General features: G+C 67.4%; 14 protein-coding genes. 9 read left to right on the top strand and 5 right to left on the bottom strand.

Features of this window, described 5'->3' with window-relative positions:
• Positions 1 to 34: 34 nt before the first annotated feature.
• A complete protein-coding gene (locus tag HNP52_RS14860; protein ID WP_184168433.1) occupies positions 35 to 2107 on the bottom strand; it encodes a hypothetical protein in 2073 nt (690 codons plus the stop codon).
• Positions 2108 to 2199: 92 nt separating this feature from the next.
• Positions 2200 to 4728, bottom strand: coding sequence for a TonB-dependent siderophore receptor (locus tag HNP52_RS14855; protein ID WP_184168432.1), 2529 nt, complete (start codon positions 4726 to 4728; stop codon positions 2200 to 2202).
• Positions 4729 to 4962: 234 nt separating this feature from the next.
• Between HNP52_RS14855 and HNP52_RS14850 the strand changes: the two genes are divergently transcribed.
• Positions 4963 to 7206, top strand: a complete 2244-nt coding sequence (locus tag HNP52_RS14850; protein ID WP_184168431.1) for a glycoside hydrolase family 3 N-terminal domain-containing protein — start codon at positions 4963 to 4965, stop codon at positions 7204 to 7206.
• A 69-nt stretch (positions 7207 to 7275) separates the two neighbouring features.
• Positions 7276 to 8496, top strand: a complete 1221-nt coding sequence (locus HNP52_RS14845) for a sugar MFS transporter (RefSeq protein ID WP_184168430.1) — start codon at positions 7276 to 7278, stop codon at positions 8494 to 8496.
• Positions 8497 to 8589: 93 nt separating this feature from the next.
• Here HNP52_RS14845 and pgmB read toward each other — a convergent pair whose 3' ends face one another.
• The 3 genes from pgmB to HNP52_RS14830 form a co-directional block, all read right to left on the bottom strand.
• A complete protein-coding gene (gene pgmB, locus HNP52_RS14840; RefSeq protein ID WP_184168429.1) occupies positions 8590 to 9231 on the bottom strand; it encodes a beta-phosphoglucomutase in 642 nt (213 codons plus the stop codon).
• The gene (locus HNP52_RS14835; protein WP_184168428.1) at positions 9228 to 11447 is read right to left on the bottom strand and encodes a glycoside hydrolase family 65 protein; all 2220 of its coding nucleotides are present in this window, start codon (positions 11445 to 11447) and stop codon (positions 9228 to 9230) included. Before HNP52_RS14835 ends, pgmB begins: the two co-directional genes overlap by 4 nt.
• Positions 11448 to 11677: 230 nt before the next feature.
• Positions 11678 to 12718 carry a LacI family DNA-binding transcriptional regulator gene (locus HNP52_RS14830; RefSeq protein ID WP_184168427.1) on the bottom strand — a complete coding sequence of 347 codons (1041 nt, stop codon included), beginning with the start codon at positions 12716 to 12718 and terminating at the stop codon, positions 11678 to 11680.
• Between the two features lie 345 nt (positions 12719 to 13063).
• Between HNP52_RS14830 and HNP52_RS14825 the strand changes: the two genes are divergently transcribed.
• From HNP52_RS14825 to HNP52_RS14795, 7 genes are all read left to right on the top strand, one after another.
• Positions 13064 to 17137 carry an ATP-binding protein gene (locus HNP52_RS14825; RefSeq protein WP_221416444.1) on the top strand — a complete coding sequence of 1358 codons (4074 nt, stop codon included), beginning with the start codon at positions 13064 to 13066 and terminating at the stop codon, positions 17135 to 17137.
• A gap of 94 nt (positions 17138 to 17231) precedes the next feature.
• A complete protein-coding gene (locus HNP52_RS14820; RefSeq protein WP_184168426.1) occupies positions 17232 to 17834 on the top strand; it encodes an RNA polymerase sigma factor in 603 nt (200 codons plus the stop codon).
• Positions 17800 to 18813 (top strand): FecR domain-containing protein, encoded by a 1014-nt coding sequence (locus HNP52_RS14815; protein WP_260396167.1) that lies wholly within the window; start codon positions 17800 to 17802, stop codon positions 18811 to 18813. Before HNP52_RS14820 ends, HNP52_RS14815 begins: the two co-directional genes overlap by 35 nt.
• Positions 18814 to 18916: 103 nt before the next feature.
• Positions 18917 to 22261: an outer membrane beta-barrel protein gene (locus HNP52_RS14810; protein WP_184168424.1), complete on the top strand. Its 3345-nt coding sequence runs from the start codon at positions 18917 to 18919 to the stop codon at positions 22259 to 22261.
• Between the two features lie 41 nt (positions 22262 to 22302).
• Positions 22303 to 23748, top strand: coding sequence for an alkaline phosphatase family protein (locus HNP52_RS14805; protein WP_184168423.1), 1446 nt, complete (start codon positions 22303 to 22305; stop codon positions 23746 to 23748).
• Positions 23749 to 23759: 11 nt separating this feature from the next.
• Entirely contained in the window at positions 23760 to 24092 is a 333-nt protein-coding gene (locus HNP52_RS14800) for a cytochrome c (RefSeq protein ID WP_184168422.1), read from the top strand.
• Between the two features lie 231 nt (positions 24093 to 24323).
• A complete protein-coding gene (locus tag HNP52_RS14795; RefSeq protein ID WP_184168421.1) occupies positions 24324 to 25748 on the top strand; it encodes a diguanylate cyclase domain-containing protein in 1425 nt (474 codons plus the stop codon).
• Positions 25749 to 25796: the final 48 nt, after the last annotated feature.

Raw genomic sequence — 25796 nt, 5'->3', positions numbered from 1 at the left:
AGGTGGAGATGACGGGCCGAGGTGGGGTGTAGGGTTAGCGCTTCTTCGCCGGGGCGGCCTTGGGCGGCTGGACCGCGAGATAGACCGTGCTCCACAGCTGGGCGGCGTTGGACTCGTCGACATCCGCCTTGCCGGCGCCGAAGGCGACGACCTTGTAGCGGCCATTCTCGAAGGCCCAGGACCAGAGCTCGGAGCTCTGCGTCGCCCGGGTGGCCTGGATCGCGCGCCACAGCTTGGCCTGCGCGTCCTTCAGCACCGCGCGGGTGGCGGGGGGCAGGTCGGTGCGGGCGAGCTGGCGCTCCAGGCCGGCGGCGAACAGGGCCTGTTGCCACGACCAGACCACCGCGCCGTGATAGGCGGCCGGGGTGAAGCGGTCCTGGACCTCGGTGCCGGCCAGCGCAGGATTGGCCACCAGCAGGCCGATATCGGTCATCAGCCCGGCCGGGAACGGCCGTGCCAGCGCGCCGACATAGGCCTGGAGATCGGCCGGATCGGGATGGCCGAACAACAGGCTAAAGCCTTCATCCGAATTGATAATCGGCACCGGCTTGCCGTCATCGTCGAGCGCGATCGCGTGATAGCGCAGGGGCTGGCCCTTGAGCGCGACGAGGGCCGGGGCGGCGGGGACGCCGACGCGGGCGGCATAGGCGCGGACCTGGGCTGCGGCCTCGGGGCCGGGGGTCTCGACGGCGAACAGGCTCGGGGCCTTGCTCCGCCAGGTCGCCGCCATCGCATGGGCGCGCTCCAGCGCGGCGCGGTCGTCCGGGGTCAGGTAGCGATCGAGCAGCCCGGCGCGGAGCAGCTTGTCGGCGGCCTCGAGCGCGGCGGGGACAAAAACCGCATTGACGTCATAGGGATAGCGGCCGCGGCCAAGGCCTTCCTCGCTGTCGCGCCACTGGCCGGTCAGGCGGCCCTTGTGGATCGCGACGAGGTTGCTCCAGCGCGGATCCTCGGCAAACGGACGCACTTGATCGATAACGTAGCGAAGGTTGCGCACCAGGAGGGTTCCGGCCGACGCGGAACTGCCGGGATTCGCTTCGCTCTGTACGGTTCTGGCCAGGAAAGTTCGCGCGGCCGCCCGGGTCGCCGAACCGAGCAGATAATCGGCGGAGACGGGACCGAGCATATAGTCGTCATCGACCATACCATAATCGAGCGTCGCAGCGGCACCGCCCGGTTGCTTGTGCTGCGCATGGTCGATCAGCGCGAATTCGGAGAGCCCCTCCTCATGCGCGACCTCGCCGTCGCGATCGAGCCGGGCGAGCACCGCGCCCAGGCCCGCCTCCACCGCAGCGCCCTTGAGCGCGGGCATCAGCAGGCGAACCGACATGAGCGTGTCGCGGCCGAAATAGGTGTCGAAGCGCCACGAGCCGGCCAGGAACTTCTCCCGGTAGCTGAGGAAAGCGAGCGCGTTGCGCGCTGCCGGATCGGCGGCTGAATGGGTATTGAGCAGCTCGGCCTTGCTGAGGCCGGTCAGCGGGGTGTCGCCGGTCGCTGCCACGATCCGCAACTGGATGCGTCCATTCGCGCCCGCGACGATCTCGCCCTTCTCGATGCGGCCGTGCAGCACCTGGATTTCCAGGCTGTAGCCCGGCGCGCCATCGACCCGGTCACGGGCATAGAGGATGCGGTCGCCCTCGATGCGGACCGGTGCCGCCACTTCGGCGGGGAAGCGGCTGACCGACTGATAGTCGCGCAGGAAGCGGACATTGGAGAGTACCGCCTGCTTGGGGGCGAGGCGGGGCGCGTCGATCGTCGCGATGCTCTCGATGCCGTGGAGCGGGCGCCCCCTGGCGTCGGCGAAGGTCACCGGGCGCGGGGCCTGGTCGAGCTTCCAGCTGGCGGGACGGGCAAGCGGCTGGAACCACAGGCCGACGCCGCTGTTGCCGGCGGGGAAAGCGACGAGGATGCGCGGATCGCTGCCGTTGCGCAGCAGCAGGTGCGCCGCAACCTTGCCGTCGCGCACGAACGCGTTGAGGTTCTGGCCCTCGGTCAGGCTGTACGCCAGCTCGGGCGCCTTCGCGGCGCGCTGCTGCGCCATCGCCGCCGTGCTCGTGCCCGCGAGCAGCAGCCCGCCCACCAGCAGCAACCGCATCGAACCTCGCATCCGTCTCTCTCCTCTTTTCATTCCAGATATGGAAAGGCGCGGCGAACCTTTCAGTTGCCGCGCCCTCCCTTTTGCGACCCTTGCGGGGTTTATCAGAACTTGAACGTGATCGTGCCGCCATAGGTGGCGCCGACGATGCCGCGGGCATAGAAATAGCCGTCGGTGATCGCCTGCGTCTGGCCCTGGCGGGGATTACCCTCGGTCAGGCCGATGACGTTGAAGATGTTGTCCGCGTTCACGCTCAGCTGCAGCTGCTTGCTGAGGTTGAACGAGGCACCCACGCTGGTCACGCCGTAGCTCGGCAGCGCCACGCCGTTGCCGGCGTCGGCGTAGATCTTGCCGATATACTTGTAGCGGCCATAGATCTCACCGAGACCGTTCGGCAGCTTGTAGCTCGGCGTGATCGTGAACAGGCGCGCCGGAGTGCGCTCGGGACGATTGCCCTCGAAGCCCTGCTGGTTGGCGCCGTTGATCGCCAGGTTGACGAGCTTCGGATCCTGGAACACGCCCTGGAAGTCGATGCTGAAGGCATCGACCGGACGGACGTTGAGGTTGAGCTCGACGCCGTTGGTGCGCAGATCGGCGTTGATGTTGCTCTGCTGCGACGGGTTCACCGGATCGGCGAAGTTGTAGTTCTGGTTGCGGAAGTTGGTGCGGAACACCGTCGCCGAAGCCGAGACCAGGCGGCCCATCTGGTAGCGGACGCCGGCTTCGTACAGCTCGATCCCGGTGATGGGATCGACATTGTTCATCTGGAAGCCGTTGGCGTAGCGGGCATAGATCGAGAAGTTCGGCGTGATCAGGTAGTTCGCGCCGACGGTGTAGGCCACCGCCTTCTTGTTCGCCTTGCGCACCGCATAGGTGCCGTCCCAGGTCGAGCCGACCGTGGTCAGCACGCCGGCCGTGCCCGGCTGCACCGCCTGGTTGACCGCCGCGGTGTTGCCGTCCCACGCCGTCGCGCTGTCATGTTCCCAGCGCACGCCGGCGTCGATGTGCAGGTCGCCGATCGAGAACTCGTCGTTCACATAGAGCGACAGGCTCGAATCCTGGCGGCTGCGGATGCCGGCACCCCAGTCGCCGTACGAGACCAGGCCGTTGTCGGACAGGGTGCCGATCACCTGGTTGTTCGCGTTGAGCGCGACGATGTCATAGACGTCGCTGTTGGTGCGCACGTCGTTGACCACGCTCGCCGTCGCCGACTGGTCCTGGTTGCGCTTGGTCTTGTAGTACATCACGCCCGCGGTGAGCGAGTTCTTGAAGCTGCCGCTCTCGAAGTTCCAGCGGCCGCCGACGTTGAAGCCCAGGTCATAGGCGTCGATCGCGTCGTGGTTGAGCGTGGTGCGCTGCAGGAAGCCGTTGCCGTTCAGCGCGTTGAGCAGCGCCGTCTGGTTCGAGCCGATGACCTGGCCGGTGCGCAGGTTCTTGATGCCGTAGCGCACGGTGGTCGGGAAGGCGGCCTGGCCGAGCGTCAGCAGGTCGTTGATCGGCGAGCTGCTGCCCGGGGTCAGGTAGTTCACCGCGCTGGTCAGGCCGGCATTGCCGGTGCCCGAGCCCGGGAACAGGCCGTTGAAATCATAGCTGTAGTCGAGATAGCGGCCATGGCCGAACAGCGTGAACGAGTCCGAGATCGGCTTCTCGAAGTCGAGGCGGACCTGCCAGGTCTTCGAGACGATGCCGTCGTCATAGTTGAATTCGCGATAGCCGCTCGAATGCGCGTTGGTCGAAACCGGCACCGCGATGTTCGAGAAGGCGCGGCCGCCGACATTGCCGAACTGGGTATCGAGGCTCGGCACGCCGCCCGGCTCGCCATCCGTGAACTTGTACGGCTGGTCGGCGTAATAGGCGTTCTTCATGTCGCCGCCCTTGGCCGACAGGCGGACATAGCCACCGTCGTCGAACTTGTATTCGAGCGCGCCCTTGATGCGCCAGCCGGTATAGTCGTTGGTGTTCTTGCGAACGCCCGGGCTCGACTGGAAATAGCCGCCGACGCTGAAGGCCAGCTTGTCGGTGATGGGCTGCGAATAATAGCCGTCGGCGCGCTTCAGGCCGTAATTATAGCCGGTGAAGCGGACCGCGCCCTCGGGGCGCTCATGGTTCACGGCCTTGGAGATGAAGTTGATCGTCGCGCCCGCGCCGTTGACGGTGAGCACGCCCGACGAACCGCCCTTGACCGCTTCGAGGCGATCGATGGTCAGGTCCTGGTCGAAGAAGAAGTCGGCGCCGCCGCCGCCGTACAGGATCGGCATGCCGTCTTCCTGCAGCTGGACGAAGCGCTGGCCGCCGCCCTGCAGGCCGCGGACCGAATAGTTGTTCGAAACCGCGCCGGCGGTCGCCTCGACGAAGATGCCCGGGACCATTTCGAGCAGGTCGGCGGTCGAGCGCGGGGCCTTCTGGTCGATCAGCTCGCGGTTGGCGAGCGTGATGTCGGCCGACGAAGTGATCAGCGGGCGGTTCGGCGTGGTCTGGCCGGTGACGACGATCTGGCCTTCATCGGCGGCGTCATCCTGCGCGGCGGGAGCAGCCGCATCAGTGGTGGCCGTCTGGGCCTGGGCGGCGAGCGGCGCGAGCGCGGCACTGGCCAACAGCGCGGCGCGAACGCCAGCGCGAACGGAAAGCAACATATATCCTCCCCAACCAAGTTATTGCCGGACTGTCCGGCGGGTTGATCCCGCTCGATTAGTCGCGACGCAGGCATAATGAAATCGTTTTCTGCAACTGTCACGCGGAATTTGCCAAGCACTGGTGCGCTGGTGCAACAGGTGCGGAAACCAACGGATTTCGGCGGGCTTCGTTGCAAGGTTCCGCCACGCGGGAGAGAGATTTTGACACGGAAAAGCGCGGGTGGCGCAGGGGCCATGCGAATCAACCGGCGGGCCTTGATGGCGGGATCGGCGCAGGCGGCGCTGCTCGGTTTGCTGCCGGTTCGGGCGCATGCGGGATCGGCGCGGATCGACGGGCTGATCGCGCGGATGACGATCGCGGAGAAGGCGGGCCAGCTCAGCTGCTTCAACGACGAGATCCGCCCGGTCGGCGCGGTGTTCAACCCCGTGGTCGATCCGCGCGGCGCGGATGCGATGCTCGCGGATATCACCGCCGGTCGGGTGGGCATGTTGTTCAACGGCTATGGCGTGGCGGGCGCGCGCAAGGCGCAGGCGGCGGCGCTGAGGAGCCGGCTCGGCATTCCGCTGATCTTCGCGGCCGACGTGATCCATGGCTGCCGCACGATCTTTCCGATTCCGCTGGCCGAAGCCGCGGCGTTCGATCCGGCACTGTCCGAGCGCGCGGCGCGGGCGGTGGCCGAGGAGGCGAGTGCTGGCGGGTTGCACTGGACCTTCGCGCCGGTGGTCGATGTCGCCCGCGACCAGCGCTGGGGGCGGGTGGCCGAAGGGGCGGGCGAGGATGTGCTGCTCAACCGCCAGCTCGCCGCCGCGCGGGTGCGCGGGTTCCAGGGGAAGGACCTGCGCCGGGCGGACAGCCTTCTCGCCACGCCCAAGCATTTCGCCGGCTATTCGGCGGTGCGCGGGGGCATGGAATATGCCGCGGTCGACATGAGCCTGGCCGAGCTGCGCGAGACCTATCTTCCGCCCTTCGCCGCCGGGTTCGGCGCGGGTGCGCTGGCGACGATCGCTTCGTTCACCGACTTCAACGGCGTGCCGGCAACCGCCAATCGCTGGCTGCTCACCGATGTGTTGCGCGGCGAGCTGGGTTTCGCCGGCGTCTGCGTCTCCGACTATGATGCCGATCGCGAGCTGATCGCGCACGGCGTGGCGGCGGACGAGGCGGATGCGGCGCGGCTGGCGATCCTGGCCGGTGTCGATGTCTCGATGCAGAGCGGGCTCTACAACAAGCATCTCCCGGCGCTGGTCGAGAGCGGCAAGGTGCCGATGGCGCGGGTCGACGAGGCGGTGCGGCGGGTGCTGGCGCTCAAGGAGGCGCTGGGGCTGTTCGACGATCCGTTCCGCTCGCTCGATGCCGTGGCCGAGAAGAAGCGCACCGCCACGCCGGCGATCAGGGCGACGGCCCGCGAGGTGGCGACGCGATCGATCGTGCTGCTGCGGAACGCGGGCGACCTCCTGCCGCTGCCGGTGAAGGGGAAGAAGATCGCGCTGATCGGGCCGTTCGGGGCGGACAAGGCCAACCTCAACGGGCCCTGGTCGTTTGCCGGCGATGCGAGGGACGGGATCGACCTGGCGACCGGCATCCGCGCGATGCTCGCCGATCCGGCCGCGCTGGCGGTGGAGGCGGGGAGCGGGATCCACGCGCCGCTCGCCGGCGGGATCGAACGTGCGGTGGCGGCCGCAAAGGCGGCGGATGTCGTGCTGCTGGCGATCGGCGAGGCGGGTGACATGTCGGGCGAGGGCAACAGCCGCACCGAGATCACTGTGCCGGCGGCGCAGCAGGCGCTGGCCGAGGCGGTTGCCGCAGCCGGCAAGCCGGTGGTGGTGCTGCTCCGGAGCGGCCGGGCGCTGGCGCTGGAAGGGGCGGTGAGCGATGCGCCGGCGATCCTCTGCACCTGGTTCCTCGGCGAGCAGACCGGGCCGGCGGTGGCGGATGTTCTGTTCGGCGTCCGCGAGCCGACCGGGCGGCTGCCGGTGAGCTTCCCGCTCGCCACGGGGCAGCAGCCCTGGTCCTATGACCGGCGCAGCACCGGGCGCCCGGCGGCCGATGCGGACCCGATGGAGCCGGGCCGCAGCCATTGGCGCGACGCGCCGGACCGGGCGCTGTTCCCGTTCGGCAGCGGGCAGGGCTATACGCGCTTCGCTTTGGCCGAGCTGCAGGCCCCGGCACGGGTGGCGAAGGGCGAGGCGGTGCAGGTCCGCGTTGCCGTCACCAATGCCGGGCTGCGGCGCGGGGAAGCGTTCGTGCGGGCGGATATCCATGACCGGATCGCCAGCCGGACCCGGCCGGTGCGGCAGATGAAGGCCTATGCGCGCATTGCCCTCGATCCCGGCGAGCGGCGCGTCGTGACGCTGGCCATCCCCTATGCCGAGCTCGCGCTGGTCGCCGCCGACAACCAGTGGCGCGTTGAGCCGGGTGCGTTCGACCTTTGGGTGAGCGCCGGCGGCGAGGAACTCCACAGCCAATTCGAAGGGGTATGATACGGGCGTTGAAATGCATTGCATGATCTGCTTGGCTGCGCCCGACAAGGATACGAGAGAGGATACCGAATGAAGCGCGCAGCCTGGGCGGTACCCGCCCTGATCACCAGCTACGCCCTGCTCGGGCTGCTGATGAACAGCGTCGGCACGGTGATCCTCCAATCGATCGCGCATTACGGCGTGACCAAGACCCATGCCGCCACGCTCGAGGCGTGCAAGGACCTGTCGGTGGTCGTCGCCTCGTTCCTGTTCGCGACCACGCTGCCGCGCTTCGGCTTCCGCCGCGCGCAGATCGGGGTGATGCTCGCGGTGGCGGCCGGGGCGGTGGCGATCAGCTTCGCCAACAGCTTCTGGGCGATGCAGCTGTTCTTCGTGCTGGTCGGCCTGTGCTTCGGCATCGCCAAGGTTGCGACCTACAGCTCGATCGGTCTGGTCCGCCCCGATCCGGCGCGCCACGCCAGCCTGACCTCGCTGATCGAAGGCGTGTTCATGGTCGGCATCCTCGCCGGCATCTGGCTGTTCGGCTGGTTCATCGGGCAGGACGCCACGGGGCAGGGCTGGCTGGGCGTCTACCGGGTGGTCGCCGTGCTGGCGGTGCTGACCGCGATCCTGTGGTGGTTCGCCGATCTCGACGAGGGCGCGGCGAAGCCGGTGGAGGGCCCGAGCGGGTACCGCGACGCGGTGGCGCTGCTGGCGCTGCCCTCGACCATCGCCTTCCTCACCGCGATCTTCCTCTATGTGCTGATCGAGCAGGGCGTCGGCACCTGGCTGCCGACCTTCAATAACCAGGTGCTCCACCTGCCCGGCGCGATGAGCGTGCAGGCGTCGAGCATCTTCATCGCCGCGCTGGCGGTGGGGCGGCTGAGCGCCAGCGGGCTGGTTGCCCGGCTCGGCTGGCTCAGGCTGCTGCTCGGCTGCCTCGGCCTGATCGCGGCCTTGGTGCTGCTCACCCTGCCGACCACCCAGGGCTTGCAGCCACGCGCGGAGATGGGCTGGTTCGACGCGCCGATCGCCGCGTACATCTTCCCGCTGATCGGCGTGTTCATGGCGCCGATCTACCCGATCGTCTCCTCGGTGGTGCTGAGCGCACTGCCCCGCGAGCGGCATGCTGCGATGGTCGGGCTGATGGTGATCTTCTCGGCGCTGGGCGGCACGATCGGATCGTTCATTACCGGCTTTACCTTCGATCGTTTCTCGGGCCAGACCGCCTTCTACCTGGTGCTGGTGCCGCTGGTGCTGATCGCGCTGGCGCTGGTGCGGCTCGAGCGGCTGACGCGGAAAACTCAATAACCGTCATCCCCGCGGAGGCGGGGATCCAGGGTTTCTATGCCGCATCGCTTGTGACTCTGGATCCCCGCCTTCGCGGGGATGACGAAATGAGGGTTAGTCGGCGTAATCGCGCAGATCGAAATCGGCGATCGCCGGGATGATCCAGTCGGCTTCGGGGAGCGCGGCCGGGGTGCCGACCCCGACGGCCTTCATTCCCGCGGCATGGATCGCCTCGACTCCGGCCGGCGCATCCTCGACCCCGAGCATCTCGGCCGGATCGGCGCCCAGCGCGGTGGCGGCGGCCAGGAAGATGTCCGGCGCGGGCTTGCCGGCGGCGAGGCTGGCGGGATCGATGATCGTGTCGAACAGGTCGGCCACCTGCATCCGCGCGATCAGCAGGGGCGCATTGCGGCTGGCGGAGGCAAGCGCGATGCCCAGGCCCGCGGCACGGCACTGCTCCAGCGCCGCGCGGGCGCCGGGGAACAGGTCGCCCGGGCCGAAATGCGCGATCTCTTCCAGATACCAGTCGTTCTTCTGGCTGGCGAGGCAGACGCGCCTGGCTTCGTCATAGCCTGGGCGATCGCCCAGGATCAGCGCGAGGCTGCCCATCCGGTCGACGCCCTTGAGCGCTTCGTTCGCTTCCTCGTCAAAGGGGATGCCGAGCTGGTCGGCCATCCGCTTCCACGCCCGGTAGTGCGCGCGGGCGGTATCGGTCAGCACCCCGTCCAGGTCGAAGGCGATGCCCTTGAGGGTCATGCCAGCGGGCCCGTCCAGCTCTCGCCGGGGGCGAGAAGGACCTTGGTGTCGTGATGGCCGATCACGATCTCGGGGCCGGAGACGGCGCGATAGGTGATCTGCTCGCCCGCCACTTCGACGCGCACCAGCGTGCCGCGCCAGTTGAGGCCGAAACTGTAGCCGGGCCAGGCGGCCGGACGGGTCGGGCGGAAGCGGAGCTGCGGGCCATGGGGGCGGAAACCCGCGAACCCCCAGACCAATGCCAGCCACGAGCCAGCGAGCGCGGCCATATGGACGCCGTGGCCGGTATTGCCGTGGCGATCGTCGATATCGACCAGGCTGGTCTCGGCGAAGAAATCGAGCGCCTGTGCCTCGTGCCCGACCTCACTGGCGAGGATCGCGAAGGTGGAGGCGGACAGGGTGGAATCGTGCGTGGTGATCGGCTCGTAATGGTCGAACACCCGGCGCTTGCGCTCCGCCGAGATATCCTCGCCGCCCAGCACCATGGCAAGGACGATGTCCGCCTGCTTCGAGACCTGATGGCGGTAGAGCGTCATCGGGTGATAGTTGAGCAATAGCGGGAATTCGCTGGCCGGCGTACCGGCGACATCCCAGCGCGGCTTGTCGAGGAAGCTCGCGTCCTGCGCATCGAGGTTGCGTTCGGCATCGAACGGCAAGTGCATCGCATCGGCGACGCGGGTGAACTCGGCAAGCTCCTCGACACCGAGCTGCATCTCGGCGGCGAGCCAGCCCCAGGCTTCGGGATCGATCGCGGAGACCCGGTCGGCGGCCGAGACGGCGAGGCGCAGATGCTTCTGGGCCATCCGGTTGGTGTACCAATTGTCGTCGACCAGCGCGGTATATTCATCCGGGCCGGTGACGCCGCGCAGGTGGAAGCTGCCGTCCGCCCAGTCGCCGAGCGCCAGCCAGATCCGCGCGGTCTCGACCAGCATGCGCACGCCGTGCTCGACCAGGAAGCCTTCGTCGCCGGTCGCATCGACATAGGCGCCGATCGCGAAGGCGATGGCCGAATTGATGTGGTACTGCGCCGATCCGCTTGGGTAATGGGCCGAGCATTCGCGGCCCTCGATCGTACGCCAGGCGTAGAGCGCGCCCTGCTTGTGGTCGAGCGCGCGGGCATTGGCGAAGGCGGCATCGAGCGTGCCGGCGCGGTAGACCAGCATCGCCCGGGCGATCTCCGGCGCCAGCACCGAGAGCACCGGCAGCATGAATGCTTCGGTGTCCCAGAAATAATGGCCCTCATAGCCTTCGCCGGTCAGGCCCTTGGCGGCGGCGCTCGAGCGGCCGTCGCGGCCCGCCGAGGCGAAAAGGTGGAACAGGTTGGCGCGCAGCGTCGCGGCAAGGCGCGGCTCTCCGGCGATCGAAAGGTCGGCGGCGGCCCAGAAGCGGTCGAGCAAGGCCGCCTGGGTGGCGGCGGCGACGACGAAGCCCTCGGCCAGCGCGGTGCCGGCCAGCGCGCCGGCATCGGCGACCAGCGTCTCGGAAGCGTCGCGGCCTGCCGCGAAGCCGGTGGCGACCAGCAGCCAGCCATCTTCCTCGCCGATCCGCTGAACCGCGGCGACCCCGATGCCGCTGCCGGGCAGGCGCTCGACGACTTGTTCATCGCTTGCCTGTTCGGTCTCGAACCCGCGCGAGGCAAGGTTCACGCCGATGCGCGGGTCGTCCGACTGCGCGGCGCCGCTGGGAGCGGGGGCGAGGCGCGGGTGGAGGGTGACGCCGGCTTCCCCGTCGATCTCGGCCTGGAAACGGCGTAGCAGCAGGGTGCTGCCATCGAGCGGCACGATCCGCTCGCTGCGGATGCGCAGCAACCGGCCGTCGGGAAAGGACCAGCGCGTCTCGCGGCGGAGCATGCCGGCGCGCAGGTCGAGCGTGCGGCGGGTGGCCGAGCGGAGTGTTCTGAAATCGATTGCTTCGCCGTTGATCCGGACCTCAAGGCCAAGCGCCTCGGCGACGGGGACGCGCGAATCGGAGCTGGCGGCAAAGCCCTTGAGCTTTTCGTGATAATGGATCGGCGCCTGCTCATAGGCATGGGCGAGGAAGGTCGTGGCCTCCGCGCGCTCCTCGATGGCGCCGCGCACACCCAGCGCGCCGTTCGAGAGGGCGAGAATCGTCGCGGCCCAGCCTTCGCGGGCGGGATCGTCGCCGATCACATCGAGCGACCAGCCGTCCTCCGCGAAGAGCACACCATCGTCCGCGCCGTTCAATACTCGAGCCAACACCCGCTCCCCAACTCTTATCGAGTGGTGCGATACAGGGTCTTTGATATCGTTTTCAAGGATAAAGGGTCACGACGATGGCGACGGCTGCTTTCACCCTTCCATCGTCATCCCGGCGAAAGCCGGGATCTCGTGCGGCTCTTGTCCCGCGCCGTCGCCTGAGATCCCGGCTTTCGCCGGGATGACGGATATGGGGCGGGATGACGAGGGAGAGCTGGGCCGCTCTCGGCTCAGGTATCCCGAACCACGATCTCGGTAGGCAGGGTGGTCGAGCGCGCGCGGCCGCCATCGACCTGCTGCATCAGCTTCTCGACGAGCAGCGCGCCGGCCACGTCGGTCTTCTGGTTGATCGTGGTGATTGCCGGGCTGAAATGCGCCGCGGGCGGGATGTTGTTGTAGCCGACCAGCGAATAATCGGTGGGGGCGGCGAGGCCGCGTTCCTTGAACGCGCCGATCACCGCCATCGCGGCGGTGTCCGAAAAGGCGAACACCGCATCGGGCAGGCGGCCCGCGGCGAGATAGGCAGTCACCGTATCGGCGGTGGCGTGGAAGGCCATCGAAGCGATCGGCAGGAAATCGACGGTGACGTCGCCCTGCTCGTTCGCCATCGCACAGAGCCCCTCATAGCGCAGGCGCAGCTCTTCGTGGCGGATGTCGCCGACGAACAACCAGCGCTTGCGCTGCCTGTCGAGGAAGTGCCGCCCGGCCAGCTCGCCGCCCAGGAAATTGTCGCTGCCGATCGCGCAATAGCCGGCATCGGGGGCGACCGCCCCCCAGACGACCAGCGGCACATCGGTGCGGCCCAGCTCGCGCAGCATCGCGTCCCGCGTGCCCTGGCCGAGCACGATGAACCCGTCAGCGCCGCGTGCCTGGTAGAAATCGCGAAAGGCGCGGACGTCCTCCAGGCCAGGCGGGGAGAGCAGCAGGTCCTGGTTGCGGATCGACAGCGCCTCGGACACCCCGGCGAGCAGCTCGAAGATGAAGGGATCGCCGATCGCGCCGTGCCGGTGCGAACCGAAATCGAGCATCACCGCCACGGTGTTGGTGCGGGTGTGGCGCAGCTTGGCGGCGTTGCGGTTGACCGCATAGCCATGCGCCTGCGCCACCGCCATCACCCGCTCGCGGGTCTCCTCGGTAACCAGCGGGCTGCCGTTCAGCACGCGCGAGACGGTGGGCGTGGAGACCTGCGCCAGCCGCGCGATGTCCTGCATCGTCAGGCGGGCGCCAGGCTTGGGGCGCTGTTCGTTCTTGCTTGCCGATTTCTTCGTCATTGCCGCCCACTATGGCGTGGAATCGACAGGCATCAACCGTTCAAGCGCAACATGCGAGCCGGATTGCGGAAGAACCTGCTCGCGAGTGCCTCGTTTTGGCGAAGGGGCGGGGCATTCGCAAGATAACGGCGTGCACTGCAGGCAGGCGAATGCGTTCGTCCGGCCCGCAATGCTTGGGGAAATTTGACATCAGGAAATATACCTAAGCTATCCCGTGGAAGTGATGCGGGTGGGTTGCAAAGTATTTCCCTGTATGATCTAGGTTAAGATCTGTTCGAGGGAAGATGTGTCCGTATCTGCTCTTTCGTCGTCTGGTGCTTTGTGACTGGACTGGACGCGCCTAAAGTGGCCGCGGATGCCGACTTTCTTGTCGGCGACAGCGAGATGGCCAGGCTGATACGGTCGAAGGACTGGTCGCAGACGCCGCTCGGCCCGATCGGGCATTGGCCACAAAGCTTGCGCACCACGGTGAGCCTGTGCCTGGCTTCCAATTTCCCGATCAACATCATCTGGGGCGCGAAACACACCCAGATCTACAATGACGGCTATCGCATCGTATGCGGCGATGCGCATCCCGTGGCGCTCGGGCAGGGCTATAACGTGACCTGGGAGAGCGCCTGGCCCGCGATCGGCGAACCCTTCGAAAATGCGCGGGCGGGGGACACGTCCTTCCTCGAGAACCAGCGCATGTACCTGACGCGCAACGGCTATCTGGAAGAGACGTTCTTCACCTTCTCGCTCTCGCCGATCCGCGACGAGAGCGGGGGGATCGGCGGGCTGTTCCATCCCGTCACCGAAACCACCGCGACGATGCTTGCCGAGCGGCGCACCCGCGCGCTGCGGGACCTCAACGCCAGCCTGGCCGGCGCCGAGACCATCGACGGCCTGGCGGAGCTGGCGGTCGAGACGCTGGCGCCGTTCGAATATGACCTGCCGTTCCTGCTCTTCTATGCGCTCGACGAGGACGGCGCGTGCTACCGGCTGCGCGCGCATCACGGCATTGCGGCGGATACCGTTGCCAGCCCCGCCGTCATCGCGGTCGATGCCGCCATGCCCTGGCCGATCGGCGATGCCGCGGGGCAGGGCGCCATCGTCGAACTGGGCGGCGTATCGACGCAGCTCCGCGGCATCGCCTGCGGCCCCTATGACGAGCCGCCCGGAAACGCGTTCGTCCTTCCCATCAGGGTTGCCGGTGCGGCGCTTCCTCCGGCGATCGTGATCGCCGGGGCGTCGCCGCGATTGCCGCTCGATGATGTCTATCGCGGTTTCTACGAACTGCTGGGCGCCGCGCTGGCGGCCGCGCTGGCAGCGGTGCGCGCGCGCGAGGATGAACGGCGGCGCACCGAGGCGCTCGCGGCGATAGATCGCGCCAAGACCCTGTTCTTCTCGAATGTCAGCCACGAGTTCCGCACCCCGCTGACGCTGATGCTGGGGCCGATCGAGGACGCGCTCGAAGCGGGGGATCTCCCGGCGGCGCAGCGCGAACGCCTCGACGTCGCGCATCGCAACGCATTGCGCCTGCTCAAGCTGGTCAATGCCCTGCTCGACTTTGCCCGGATCGAGGCCGGGCGCATGCAGGCGCGGTTCGAGCCGGTCGACCTGTCCGGGCTCACCGCCAATCTGGCGTCGAACTTCCGCTCCGCCTGCGAGCGTGCGGGCCTGACGCTCTCGGTCGATTGCCCGCCGCTATCCCGGCCGATCCATGTCGACCGCGACATGTGGGAGAAGATCGTCCTCAATCTGATCTCCAATGCCTTCAAGTTCACGCTGCAGGGTGGGATCAGCGTTTCGCTGCGCGAGACGGAGGCCGGTGCCGAACTGGTGGTGCGCGATACCGGCGTGGGGATAAGCGCGACGGAATTGCCGCGGGTATTCGAGCGCTTTCACCGCATCGAAGGCCAGCGCGGGCGCACGCACGAAGGCACCGGCATCGGGCTCTCGCTGGTTCAGGAACTGGTCGCGCTGCATGGCGGTTCGATAGTGGCGGAAAGCGCCGAGAATGTCGGCACGGCCTTCCGGGTGGCGTTGCCCGCAGGCAGCGAGCATCTCCCGGCGGAGAATCTGGTCGATGCTTCGCTTGGCGCGGCGGATGCGGGGCGTTCGAGCGCGTTCGTCGAGGAAGCGCTGCGTTGGCTGCCCGAAGGCGACGCGCCGCCGGCGCCGGGCGATCGATCCGATCCGGCCGACGAACTGGTCGAAGGCCAGCCGCGGATCATCCTGGCCGACGACAATGCCGACATGCGTGCCTATGTCCGCCAGATCCTCGAGGCGGGGGGCTATGTCGTCGAGGCCGTGGCGAATGGCGAGGAAGCCCTTGCGGCGGCGCGGCGAGTCCCGGCACCTGACCTGATCCTCAGCGACGTGATGATGCCGGTGATGAACGGCTTCGAACTGCTGGCGGCGGTGCGCGCGGATCCCGGCCTCGCGCATCTTCTTGTCATCCTGCTGTCCGCGCGCGCGGGACCCGAGGCGAAGGAGGAGGGACTCGAGGCTGGGGCGGACGATTATCTGGTCAAGCCCTTCGGCGCGCGTGAACTGCGCGCGCGGGTCGATGGCGCGGTCCGGCTTGGCCGGCAGCGCAGCGAGGCTGCCACGCGCGAGCGCGATCTTCACGCCGCCCTGGCTTCGGAGCGCAGTCGCGCGGAGCTCCAGGCCACCGAGCAGCGCCTCGAAGTGGAGCAGCGGGTCAACCGGGTGCTCGATGCCCGGATCGCCGAGCGCACCACGCGCCTGCGCGAGAGCAACGAGCGCCTGCATCTGCTCGAGCAGATCACCCGTGCGATCGGCCAGCGGCAGGACGTGTCGAGCATCCACCAGGTCGCGATCAGCGCGCTGGAGGACCGGTTGCCGGCCGATTTCGCCTGTGCCTGCCTGTATGCGCCCGACGACGATGCCGTCAGCGTGGCGCATGTCGGAACGGGCAGCGCCGCGCTGGCCGAAATAATGGGGATCGGTGCCGGCGCGCGGATCGCGATCGACGGCAACGGCCTGTCGCATTGCATCGCCGGCGACCTCGTCCATGAGCCGGACATCGCCCACGCGACCTTCCCGTTTCCGCGAAGACTGGCCGAGGCGGGGCTGCGATCGCTGGTGCTGTCGCCGCTGCTGTCCGAAGGCCGGGTGACGGGCCTGCTGGTCGTGGCACGGCGCCAGCCCAATGCCTTTCTCAGCACCGATTGCGAGTTCCTGCGGCAGCTGGGCGAGCATGTCGGGCTGGCGGCGCACCAGACGCGGCTTCGCGAGGATCTGCAGCGTGCCTATGACGAGCTTCGCCAGACCCAGCAGGCGGTGCTGCAGCAGGAGCGGCTGCGCGCGATCGGGCAGATGGCGAGCGGCATCGCGCATGACATCAACAACGCCATCTCGCCCGTGGCGATCTACACCCAGTCGCTGCGGGAACGCAGGCGCGATCTGGGGAAGGAGGTCGACGATTATCTCGAGGTCGTCGGCCAGGTGGTGAAGGACATCGCGGCCACGGTTGCGCGGATGCGCGATTTCTATCGTCCGGAGGACGGCAAGTCCGAGCTCGTGCCGGTCGATCTGAACGCGCTGGTGCCGCAGGTGGTGGAGCTGACCCGCGCGCGGTGGAGTGACATGCTGCAGCAGCGGGGCGTCGTGATCACGGTGGATACGCGGCTCGAACAGGCCCTGCCGAACGTGATGGGCAATGCCTCCGAGCTTCGCGAGGTGGCGACCAACCTGATCTTCAACGCCGTGGACGCGATGCCGGATGGCGGCACGCTCAGCGTGCGGACCGAGCATGTCCGCATTCCCGGCGGCGGATCTCGGGTGAAGTTCGAGATCGGCGATACCGGTGCGGGCATGGACGAGGACACAAGGCTGCGCTGCCTGGAGCCCTTCTTCACCACCAAGGGCGAGCGCGGCACTGGCCTTGGCCTGGCGATGGTCCAGGGTGCCGCGCAGCGCCATGACGCCCGGCTGGGCATCGACAGCGCGCCTGGCGACGGCACGCGCGTGCATCTGGACTTCGCCGCGGTCGACGCGGATCCGGCGGGCGCAGCGATGGAGGCGCCCAGGCGCGAGAGCGGCCCGCTGCGCCTGCTGCTGGTCGATGACGATCCCGCCGTCCTGTCATCGACGGCGGTGGTGCTCGAATTGAGCGGGCATGGCGTCACCGCCGCGGGAGGCGGTCAGGCTGGGATCGATGCCATGCAGCACGCATCGGGGAAGGGCGAAGGTTTTGATGTCATCATCACCGACCTGGGCATGCCGCATGTCGACGGCAACCAGGTCGCGCGGACGGCCAAGGCGATATTCCCCAAAACCCCGGTTATCCTGCTGACGGGATGGGGGCGCCGGATGGCGACGGACGACCAGGCGCCCGCCCATGTCGATTTCGTCCTGTCCAAGCCGGTCGACCTGGACCAGCTCCGGGGGATATTCGCCGAGCTCGATTGAGCAGCGCTCCAAACTCAGACTGTCACATTCGCCGCCTAACGGAATGCCGACTCGCCGCCCGGCGGGATCGAGTTGCACCCTGCAGGGATGGCCGATGCACGCGATTGACCGCGAACGGACGCGATGGTTCCTGCGCAACATCCTGCCGCATGAACCGGCGCTGCGCAGCTGGCTTGCCCGGCGCCAGCCGATCGGCCTCGATGTCGACGACATCATCCAGGAATCCTATGCGATCCTGGCTGATCTCGACGGGATCGACGGCATCCGCAATCCGCGCGCCTATCTGTTCCAGGTCGCCCGTTCGGTGATCACCCGCCATGTCCGCCGCGCCCGGGTCGTGTCGATCCACACCGTGGAGGATCTGGGCGAGCTGGACATGGCGGACGATCGCCCGTCTCCCGAACAGGTTTCGATCGATCGCGACGAACTGGGGCGACTGGCCCAGGCGATCGGGGCAATGCCGGCGAAGACGCAGCAGGCCTTCATGCTGCGCCGGGTGGACGGACTGTCGCAGCGCGAGATCGCCGCGCGCATGGCGATTTCGGAGAATACGGTCGAGAAGCATATCTCGCGCGGGCTTCGTTTCCTGATCGATTGGTTTGGCCATGGCGGAAAAGCTCTGGCAAAAGCCTCTAGGGAAAGGGAAATGGAGAGTAGCGCTTTTGACGATCGAGCGAGAAACCAGTCGATCCATTGACGAGCAAGCCGCCGACTGGATCGCCAGGCTCGATCGGGGGCTATCGGAAGCGGAATCACAGGCACTGAACGACTGGCTGGCGGGCGATCCCCGCCGGCGCGGCGCGATGCTGCGCGCCAATGCCCTGGGCATGCTGAGCGAGTCCGCCCGGGCATTGGGCCCGCAGTTCGACCCCAAGCAGTTTGCCGTGCCCGAACCCGCACCGCAGCCGCGTACCCGGCGTGTCACCCGGCGATCGATGCTCGCGATGATCGGCACGGGAGGCGCGATAGCGGCGTCGGTCGTGGCACTGGGGATCAGCCTGCCTGCCGCCGCGATCACCACCGGATTGGGGGAGGTCCGCCTCGTCACGCTCGAGGACGGATCGACGATGATGCTCAACACGCAGACCAGCGTGAAGGTGCATTACGGCGCCCGGGAACGCAGCGTCGAGCTGCTTTACGGCGAAGCCTTCTTCACGGTCCTCGCCGACCCGAGCCGGCCCTTCTTCGTCGAGCTGCCCGGCAAAAGGGTTCGTGCCACGCGCGGCACCTTCCGCGTGCGCAAGCTCGACGGCAAGCCGGTCGACATCCTCGCCGATCAGGGCGGGCTGGCGCTGGTGGCGGCGAGTGCCCCCGCGCTGTTGCAGCTTCCCCAGGGCAGCCGGCTGGTATTCCCGTCGGAAAGTCCGATCGCGCAACTGCCCACCCCGCAACCGATCGCGCCGGACCTTGTCTCGCGCGAGCTTGTCTGGCGCGAAGGCAAGATCGCCTTTGAAGGGGAGGCGCTGATCGACGCCGCCGCCGAATTCGCGCGCTACAGCAAGGTCCGTATCGAGATCCGCGATCCTTCGCTGGCGCGCGAACCCGTTGCCGGGCTGTTCGCCGCCAGCGACCCGATCGGCTTCAGCCGCGCCGTCGCCAGCCTGTTCGGCGCGCGGATCGAGCAGAGCGGCAACACCGTGGTGCTCAGTCGAAATCAGGGACGTCCCCAAATTTAGTTCCGGCCTAAATTTAACTCCGGAATGGCGGAACTTTCCCCGCCAGGTCTCTCAGCCACCAAAGGGTGCGGCGCCCGCCGCACGGATTGGGGGTCCCAGAACCATGTTTTCCCGGAATGCCATTCTCTCGACCACGGCGATCCTTGCCGCATGCGCGGCAACGACGCCGGCTTTCGCGCAGGTCCGCAGCTTCGACATTCCCGCGCAGACCGCTGTGAAGGCCATTCCGGAATTCGCCCGCCAGGCGCAGATCCAGGTCATTGCGTCGGCCCGTGACCTGGCCGGTGTGCGCACCCCGGCGATCAAGGGAGCCATGGATGTGCGGCAGGCCCTGCGTCGCCTGATTGCCGGCACCGCGCTGGAGATCGCCAGCGACGATGGCCAGGTCATCACGCTGCGCTCGCGCCGGGCGCCTGGCCACAATGCGGCGCAGGTGAGCGGGCGGGGTACGGTTGCCGGCCAGGTCGCCAACACGACGAGCGGCGACTATCTGCGCGCCGCGATCGTCGAGCTGGTCGCTGCGAACGGGGAACGGCGCTCGGCCACTTCGGGCGAAGGCGGGGCCTATCGCTTCAACGACGTGCCTGCCGGGCCCGCCAGGGTGTCGGTCCATTTCACCGGCTATGCGACCGAGGAAGCGGACGTGCAGGTCCAGCCGCGCAAGACGGCGAAGCTCGATTTCAGCCTTAGCGAGAGCGGGGCGGACGGGGAGGCGGCGAGCAACCGCATCATCGTGAACGGCGCGCGCGAGGACTATGCCCAGGAGATCATGCAGCAGCGCAAGTCGATGAACATCGTCGATGTGCTCTCCACCGATGCCTATGGCGATATCGCCGGGGGCAATCCGGCCGAGTTCCTGAAATTCATGCCGGGCATCGATGTGGACGGCACCAATGGCAGCTCGCTCTACGCCTTCCTGCGCGGCCTGCCCGCGGAATATACCCGCACCCAGCTGAACGGCATGGACGTGGTGTCGGCCAATGCCAATGCGCCGTCGGGCTATGCCAATTCGGCGGCCGCCGCGCGGATCTTCAGCTATGAATCGATCTCGATGTCGGCGATCGATTCCGTGACGGTCTACAAGACCGTCAGCGCCGACAACAACGCCGATGCCCCGGCCGGCATCATCGATCTGCGCACCAAGCACGCCTATGACCGCAAGAAGCAGGCGCTGGTCGTCTCGGTCGGCGGCTTCACCCACGAGAACATGCTGGACGGCACCATCCATACCGGCCCCGATCCGCGCGGCTATGGGAAGGATCGCTTCCTGCCCGAGGCGTCGTTCTTCTACGCCAACAGCTTCTTCAACCGGCGGCTCGGCGTGATGCTCTCGCTGGGCTACAACAACAGCTATATCGAGCGCGAGCAGCTCACCATGAGCCGCAACTATGTGCCGACCGCCAAGAGCCCCGATCCGCTCGCCTTCACGTCGATGGAGTTCGAGACCTCGGCGCGCCAGACGACGCGGCGCACCGCCTCGACGGTGATCGACTTCAAGGTGGACGACCGGCTGACCGTGTCGCTGCTCGGCATCGCCTATCGCGGCAACGTCTATCAGAACCAGTCCGACGCGACCTTCACCACCGGCGCCCGCACCAATGGCGTGAGCGGCGACATGCTGAGCGACTATACGACGCTGAACCCGGCCACGACCAAGACCTTCCAGGCCGCGAACTCCACCCAGTACAAGGTCAACAAGGGCAACATCATCGCGCCGAGCTTCGAGTGGAACCGCGGCAACCTGCATCTCGACGGCTATTTCGCCTATTCGGACTCCAGGTCCTATTATGACTCGCCGCACATGGGGCAGGTCACCTCGTTCATCCCGACGGTGACCTCGACCGGCAATTTCTCGGCGGTGAAGGGCAGTTCGAGCCTGGCCCATACCGATTGGGACATCACCCAGCTGAGCGGGCCGGACTGGAGCAAGACGGGCTCCTACACCCTCTCCGCCGCGCCGCAGATCCGCACCACCAGCGGCGCCAATGCCTTTATCTACGAGAAGTCGGGCGGGCTGAACGCCAGCTATGATGCGCAGTTCGGCAATGTGCCGATCACCTTCAAGGCGGGCTTCAAGGTCACCGACACGGTCTACCGCTTCGGCGATACCTCGGGCGACAATCTCTACACCTATACCGGCGGCCTCTCGAACGCGGCGTTCCTCGCGGCGGTGACCGGCCCCTACACCCGCACCTCGTGGGACAAGAGCAACGCCAGCTTCACCTCGATCTCGGGCTCGTCCTATGTGCCGATGATCGACATGAGCAAGCTCTACGAGATGTACGCCACCCATCCGGACGAGTGGACGCACACGCTCACCGCCGCCAATTACGCAGCGGCCAATTATTCGAACAACACGCGGTTCCAGGAGAACATCAAGGCGGCCTATGGCATGGCGACCGCGCAGATCGGCAAGCTCAAGCTGCGCGCCGGCCTGCGTGCCGAATGGACCGCCAACACCAGCTGGGGCTGGTCGCCGCTCTCGGCCACCGAGGTGAAGGCCGCGACGGTGGACGGCGTGAAGTGCGCGGTCACCGCCTCGACCGGGATCGCCACGACCATTCCCTGTGTCGACTATCAGTTCCGGACCAACGGCTATCAGGCGATCAAGGGCGACTATTTCAAGCTCTACCCGAGCGCCTCGGCCAAGTTCACCTTCGCCCGCAGCACCGATGCGGAAGTGGGCTATAGCCGTACCATCCTGCGCCCGGGCCTCAATGCGATCGCCGGCAGCGCCAGCGTGGACGATGCCGACAAGGTGATCTCGGTGCCCAATCCGGGCCTGACCCCGGCGATGTCGGACAATATCTCGGTGCGGCTCTCGCACTATTTCAAGTCGGTCGGCCTGTTCACCGCGGGCTTCTACTACAACCGGATCGACGGCCTGGCCGACCTGCAGGAGGGGCTGAGCGCCGCAGAGGTGGGCAGCGCGGCCGGCGGCTATGCCGATGACCCGTCCTATGCCGACTATACCTACACCACCTATCGCCAGCTCGGCGTGGTGAGCATCAAGGGGATCGAGGTCTCGTTCCAGCATGCGCTGAGCTGGCTGCCCGCGCCGTTCGACGGGCTGTCGGTACGCGGCGGCTTCATGCACAACGAGCCGAGCGAGCCGATCACCCGCGTCGGCAAGAACATCGGATCGGCGGCGCTGATGTACGAGAAGGGGCCGGTGAAGCTCTTCGTCAACATGCTCTGGAACGACGACAAGTACCGCTCCACCACGCCGAGCTGGTTCCAGGCACGCACCGATCTGAGCGTGTCGGGCCGGATCAAGCTGGTGAAGCATTGGGAGGCCTATTTCTCGGTGAACAACCTGCTCAGCCAGCCCTACAACGTGATCGTGCCGGGCACGCTCGCCACCAGCGTGAGCAGCTTCCCGAACCACAGCGCCATCTTCGTCCAGAACGGCCGCACCGGCACGTTCGGCATCCGCGCACGCTTCTAGGGCGCGCGGTCTCCTTTCATCGCAACCAGCGGAACCTTCCCATGGCAGATACCCCGATCTTCACGCGCCGCCGCCTGATCGCCGATGCGGCGCAGCTCGCCTCGCTCGCCGCCGCCACCACGCTGATGCCGCCAAACGTGCAGAAGGCGCTGGCCCAGGCGCCGAACCGCGCCGGATCGATCAAGGACATCAAGCATGTCGTGATGCTGATGCAGGAGAACCGCTCCTTCGATCACTATTTCGGCACGCTTTCCGGCGTCCGCGGCTTCGGCGACCCCGATGCGCTGAAGCTGCCGGACGGCCGGAGCGTGTTCCACCAGCCGGACGCCGAGAACCCGGCAGGCTATCTGCTGCCCTTCCACCTCGATACCGCGACCACCAACGCGCAGAAGCTGCCCTCGACCAGCCATGCCTGGAAGGTGCAGCACCAGGCCTGGAACGGCGGCAGGATGGACCAGTGGCTGCCGGCGCACCGCGCGGCGGACGGCACCGACGGTCCCTACACCATGGGCTATTTCAAGCGCGACGACATCCCGTTCCACTATGCGCTGGCTGAGGCGTTCACGATCTGCGACGCCTATCACTGCTCGGTGATGGGGCCGACCTGGCCGAACCGGCTCTACTGGATGACCGGCATGATCGACACCGAGGCGACCGGTGGCGGCCCGGTGATCAGCAACAAGGCCCCGCCCGAGGGCTTCCGCTGGACCACCTATGCCGAGCGGCTTGAGGCCGCGGGCGTGCCGTGGCGGGTCTATCAATATGGCGAGCAGGGCAAGCGCGCGCACAATCTGTTCAAGTACTTCGCCCAGTTCCGGGGGGCGCCGGCGGGCTCGCCGCTGGCGGTGAAGGGCATGCCCGACACCGACGAGGGCGCCTTTGCGCAGGACGTGCTGCACGACCGCCTGCCGGCCGTCTCCTGGATCATGCCGAGCGCCGAGGCGAACGAGCATCCCGAGCACATGCCGGCGGCCGGCGCCAAGTTCATCGCCGACCGGCTGAACGAGCTCGCCGCCAATCCGGAAGTCTGGGCCAAGACCGTCTTCATCCTCAACTATGACGAGAATGACGGGCTGTTCGATCACGTGGCGCCGCCGGTGCCCGCGCCGGGCACGCCGCAGGAGTTCGTCAACGGCCTGCCGATCGGCGGCGGTTTCCGTGTGCCCTGCATCCTGATCTCGCCCTGGACAGCGGGCGGCTGGGTGTGCAGCCAGCCCTTCGACCATACCTCGGTGCTCCAGTTCTGCGAGCAGGTCACCGGCGTGCGCGAGCCCAATATCAGCGCATGGCGCCGCCAGGCATTCGGCGACCTGACCGCGGCATTCCGCTTCCAGCAGTCCGCGACCAGATTCCCGCCGCTGCCCGGCACCCAGGCGATGCTCGACCGCGCGGCCTATGCGGCGGCCAACCTGCCCAACCCGCCGGTGCCTGGCGCGGAACAGCAGCCGCCGGTGCAGGAGAAGGGCACGCGCAAGCGGGTCAAGTGAGGCGCCCGCCTTTGCCTCTGCTGCTTCTTGGCGTGGTGGCGTTGCTGTCCGCGGCGGCGCTGCCCCGGCCTGCCGTCGGGGAACGCGGGCGCGCGGTCTATCTCGCCCGCTGCGCCGATTGCCATGGCCGCAGCTTCGAAGGCGTCGAGGAAGCCCCGGCGCTCACCGGCGCGCGGTTCGAGGCGAAGTGGCGCGGCCAGACGGCAAGGCTCTACGAGAAGATCCGGCGCTCGATGCCGCAGGACGATCCCGGATCGCTTTCGGAGGCGGACGCCGAGGACCTCGTCGCGCTGGTCTCCGCGGCCAACCATGGCCGGCTCGCGACCGCCGGGGCGGGCAACTAGCTGTCGAGCGAACTCACGCTGACTCGGATGGTACTGTTGTAAAATCTTGTAATGTAAAACGAATTTTACATCGCAGGGCTGTTCTTCGGTAAAGCTTTTGGCGGATACGGTAGATGCGCTGATCCCGGATGGGCTCAGCGATCCGTATCGGGTTTGCGAAGAGCTTGGGTGGGGCGTGATCAACTATTGCCGGCATCGGCCGGAACTCAACGGGGAAGGGCGCGCGATCCCGTGCGCGTGGCGCAGGGCCTGATGGGCGCGCATCCCCTGGAGATCGTGCCGGACATGCCGGCGATCGGCGCGGACAGCCTTCGCATCCTGATCGAAGGTTCGCCGGACGGCTTCCTGGTGCATGACGTGACCGGGCGCATCCTCGATGTGAACGACCGCTTCTGCCGCGACCTGGGCTATAGTCGGGCGGAATTGACCGGCCTGACGGTCGACGAGATATCCTGCGGCAGGACGCCGGCCGCGAACGCAAGGCTGTGGGCCGCCGCGGCGCCGGGAGCCGCCGCCACCCTGTCGCAGATCGTCGTCCGCAAGGATCGCACCACCTATCCGGCCGAGGTTCGCCTCGCCTGCCAGATGGTCGCCGGCCGCAAGTTGTTCATGGCCTTCGTGCGCAACCTGGGCTTCCCCGCATCGCCCCGTGTCACATCGCCCGGGATCTCCACCCGCGACAGGGCGCGAGAGGCCCAGTCGGTCCATGGAAAGCTGCGCGCGGTTATGGACAGCGCCGACGACGTTATCGCTTTCCAGGATCGGCTGGGCCGTTGTCGGATGCTCAATCGCAGCGCGGAGGCGCTGGCGGGGTTGCCGCGCGAGGAAATCCTCGGTCGGAACGCGATCGAGATCTTCGGCGACGCGATCGGCATGCGCCTTCGCGCGGGGGAGGAGCAGGTCCTGTCGACCGGCATCTGCTCGGTCACCGAGGAAGTCTTCCGGGTGGATGGCGGGGAACGGATCTTCCTCATCACCCGGAGCCCGCATCGCAACGAACGGGGCGAGATCGACGGCCTGGTGAGCATCGCCCGCGACGTCACCGATCTTCGCGAGCGCGCCCGCCTGGTCGAGGCACGGCTGACACAGGCCAATCTCTCGCTGGAAGAGGAGAAGCTGGCGCTTTCCCGGCGCACCGCCGAGTTGGGGCGTCAGGCCGGCGAGGACGCGCTGACCGGTATCGCCAATCGCCGCCGCTTCGACGAGGCGCTGAAACGGGCCTGCCTGCATGCCGCGCGCACGGGCCAGCCGCTTGCCCTGGCGATGGTCGATGTCGATTTCTTCAAGCTCTACAATGATTGCTACGGCCATGTGCGGGGCGATGCCGCGCTGAAGCGGGTCGCCGATATCCTCGCCGACGCGGCCAGGCGACCCTATGACCTCGCCGCGCGCTATGGCGGTGAGGAGTTTATGCTATTGCTGCCCGGCACGGACCAGCCCCGGCGGCTGCTCGAGGATATCGCGACCGAACTGGCGCGGGCGCGGCTCCCGCATGCCGCGTCGCCCATTTCGCCCTTCGTGACAATGAGCTGCGGTTGTGTTGTGGTGACCGATCCCGGCGCGATCGCGCCTGCAGACATCATCGGGGAGAGCGACAAGGCATTGTACCGGGCGAAGAAGGAAGGGCGAGACCGGGTCGTGGTTACCCGCTTCTGATCGGGCTTTGTAAAACCTTGTAAAGCGGGCGAAATGGCGCGCGACTTC

Origin of the sequence: Sphingomonas kyeonggiensis, from assembly GCF_014204495.1 — a bacterium.
Classification (GTDB): domain Bacteria; phylum Pseudomonadota; class Alphaproteobacteria; order Sphingomonadales; family Sphingomonadaceae; genus Sphingomonas; species Sphingomonas kyeonggiensis_A.
The sequence above is the reverse complement of the archived record's forward strand: the minus strand, read 5'-3'. Positions and strand labels throughout refer to the sequence as shown.

Bases quoted from the DNA above. Each gene is read 5' to 3' on its own strand.
- HNP52_RS14860 (WP_184168433.1), bottom strand. From the start codon at position 2,107: ATGCGAGGTTCGATGCGGTTGCTGCTGGTGGGCGGGCTGCTGCTCGCG.
- pgmB (WP_184168429.1), bottom strand. From the start codon at position 9,231: ATGACCCTCAAGGGCATCGCCTTCGACCTGGACGGGGTGCTGACCGAT.
- HNP52_RS14830 (WP_184168427.1), bottom strand. From the start codon at position 12,718: ATGACGAAGAAATCGGCAAGCAAGAACGAACAGCGCCCCAAGCCTGGC.
- HNP52_RS14845 (WP_184168430.1), top strand. From the start codon at position 7,276: ATGAAGCGCGCAGCCTGGGCGGTACCCGCCCTGATCACCAGCTACGCC.
- HNP52_RS14805 (WP_184168423.1), top strand. From the start codon at position 22,303: ATGGCAGATACCCCGATCTTCACGCGCCGCCGCCTGATCGCCGATGCG.
- HNP52_RS14820 (WP_184168426.1), top strand. From the start codon at position 17,232: ATGCACGCGATTGACCGCGAACGGACGCGATGGTTCCTGCGCAACATC.
- HNP52_RS14850 (WP_184168431.1), top strand. From the start codon at position 4,963: ATGCGAATCAACCGGCGGGCCTTGATGGCGGGATCGGCGCAGGCGGCG.
- HNP52_RS14855 (WP_184168432.1), bottom strand. From the start codon at position 4,728: ATGTTGCTTTCCGTTCGCGCTGGCGTTCGCGCCGCGCTGTTGGCCAGT.
- HNP52_RS14810 (WP_184168424.1), top strand. From the start codon at position 18,917: ATGTTTTCCCGGAATGCCATTCTCTCGACCACGGCGATCCTTGCCGCA.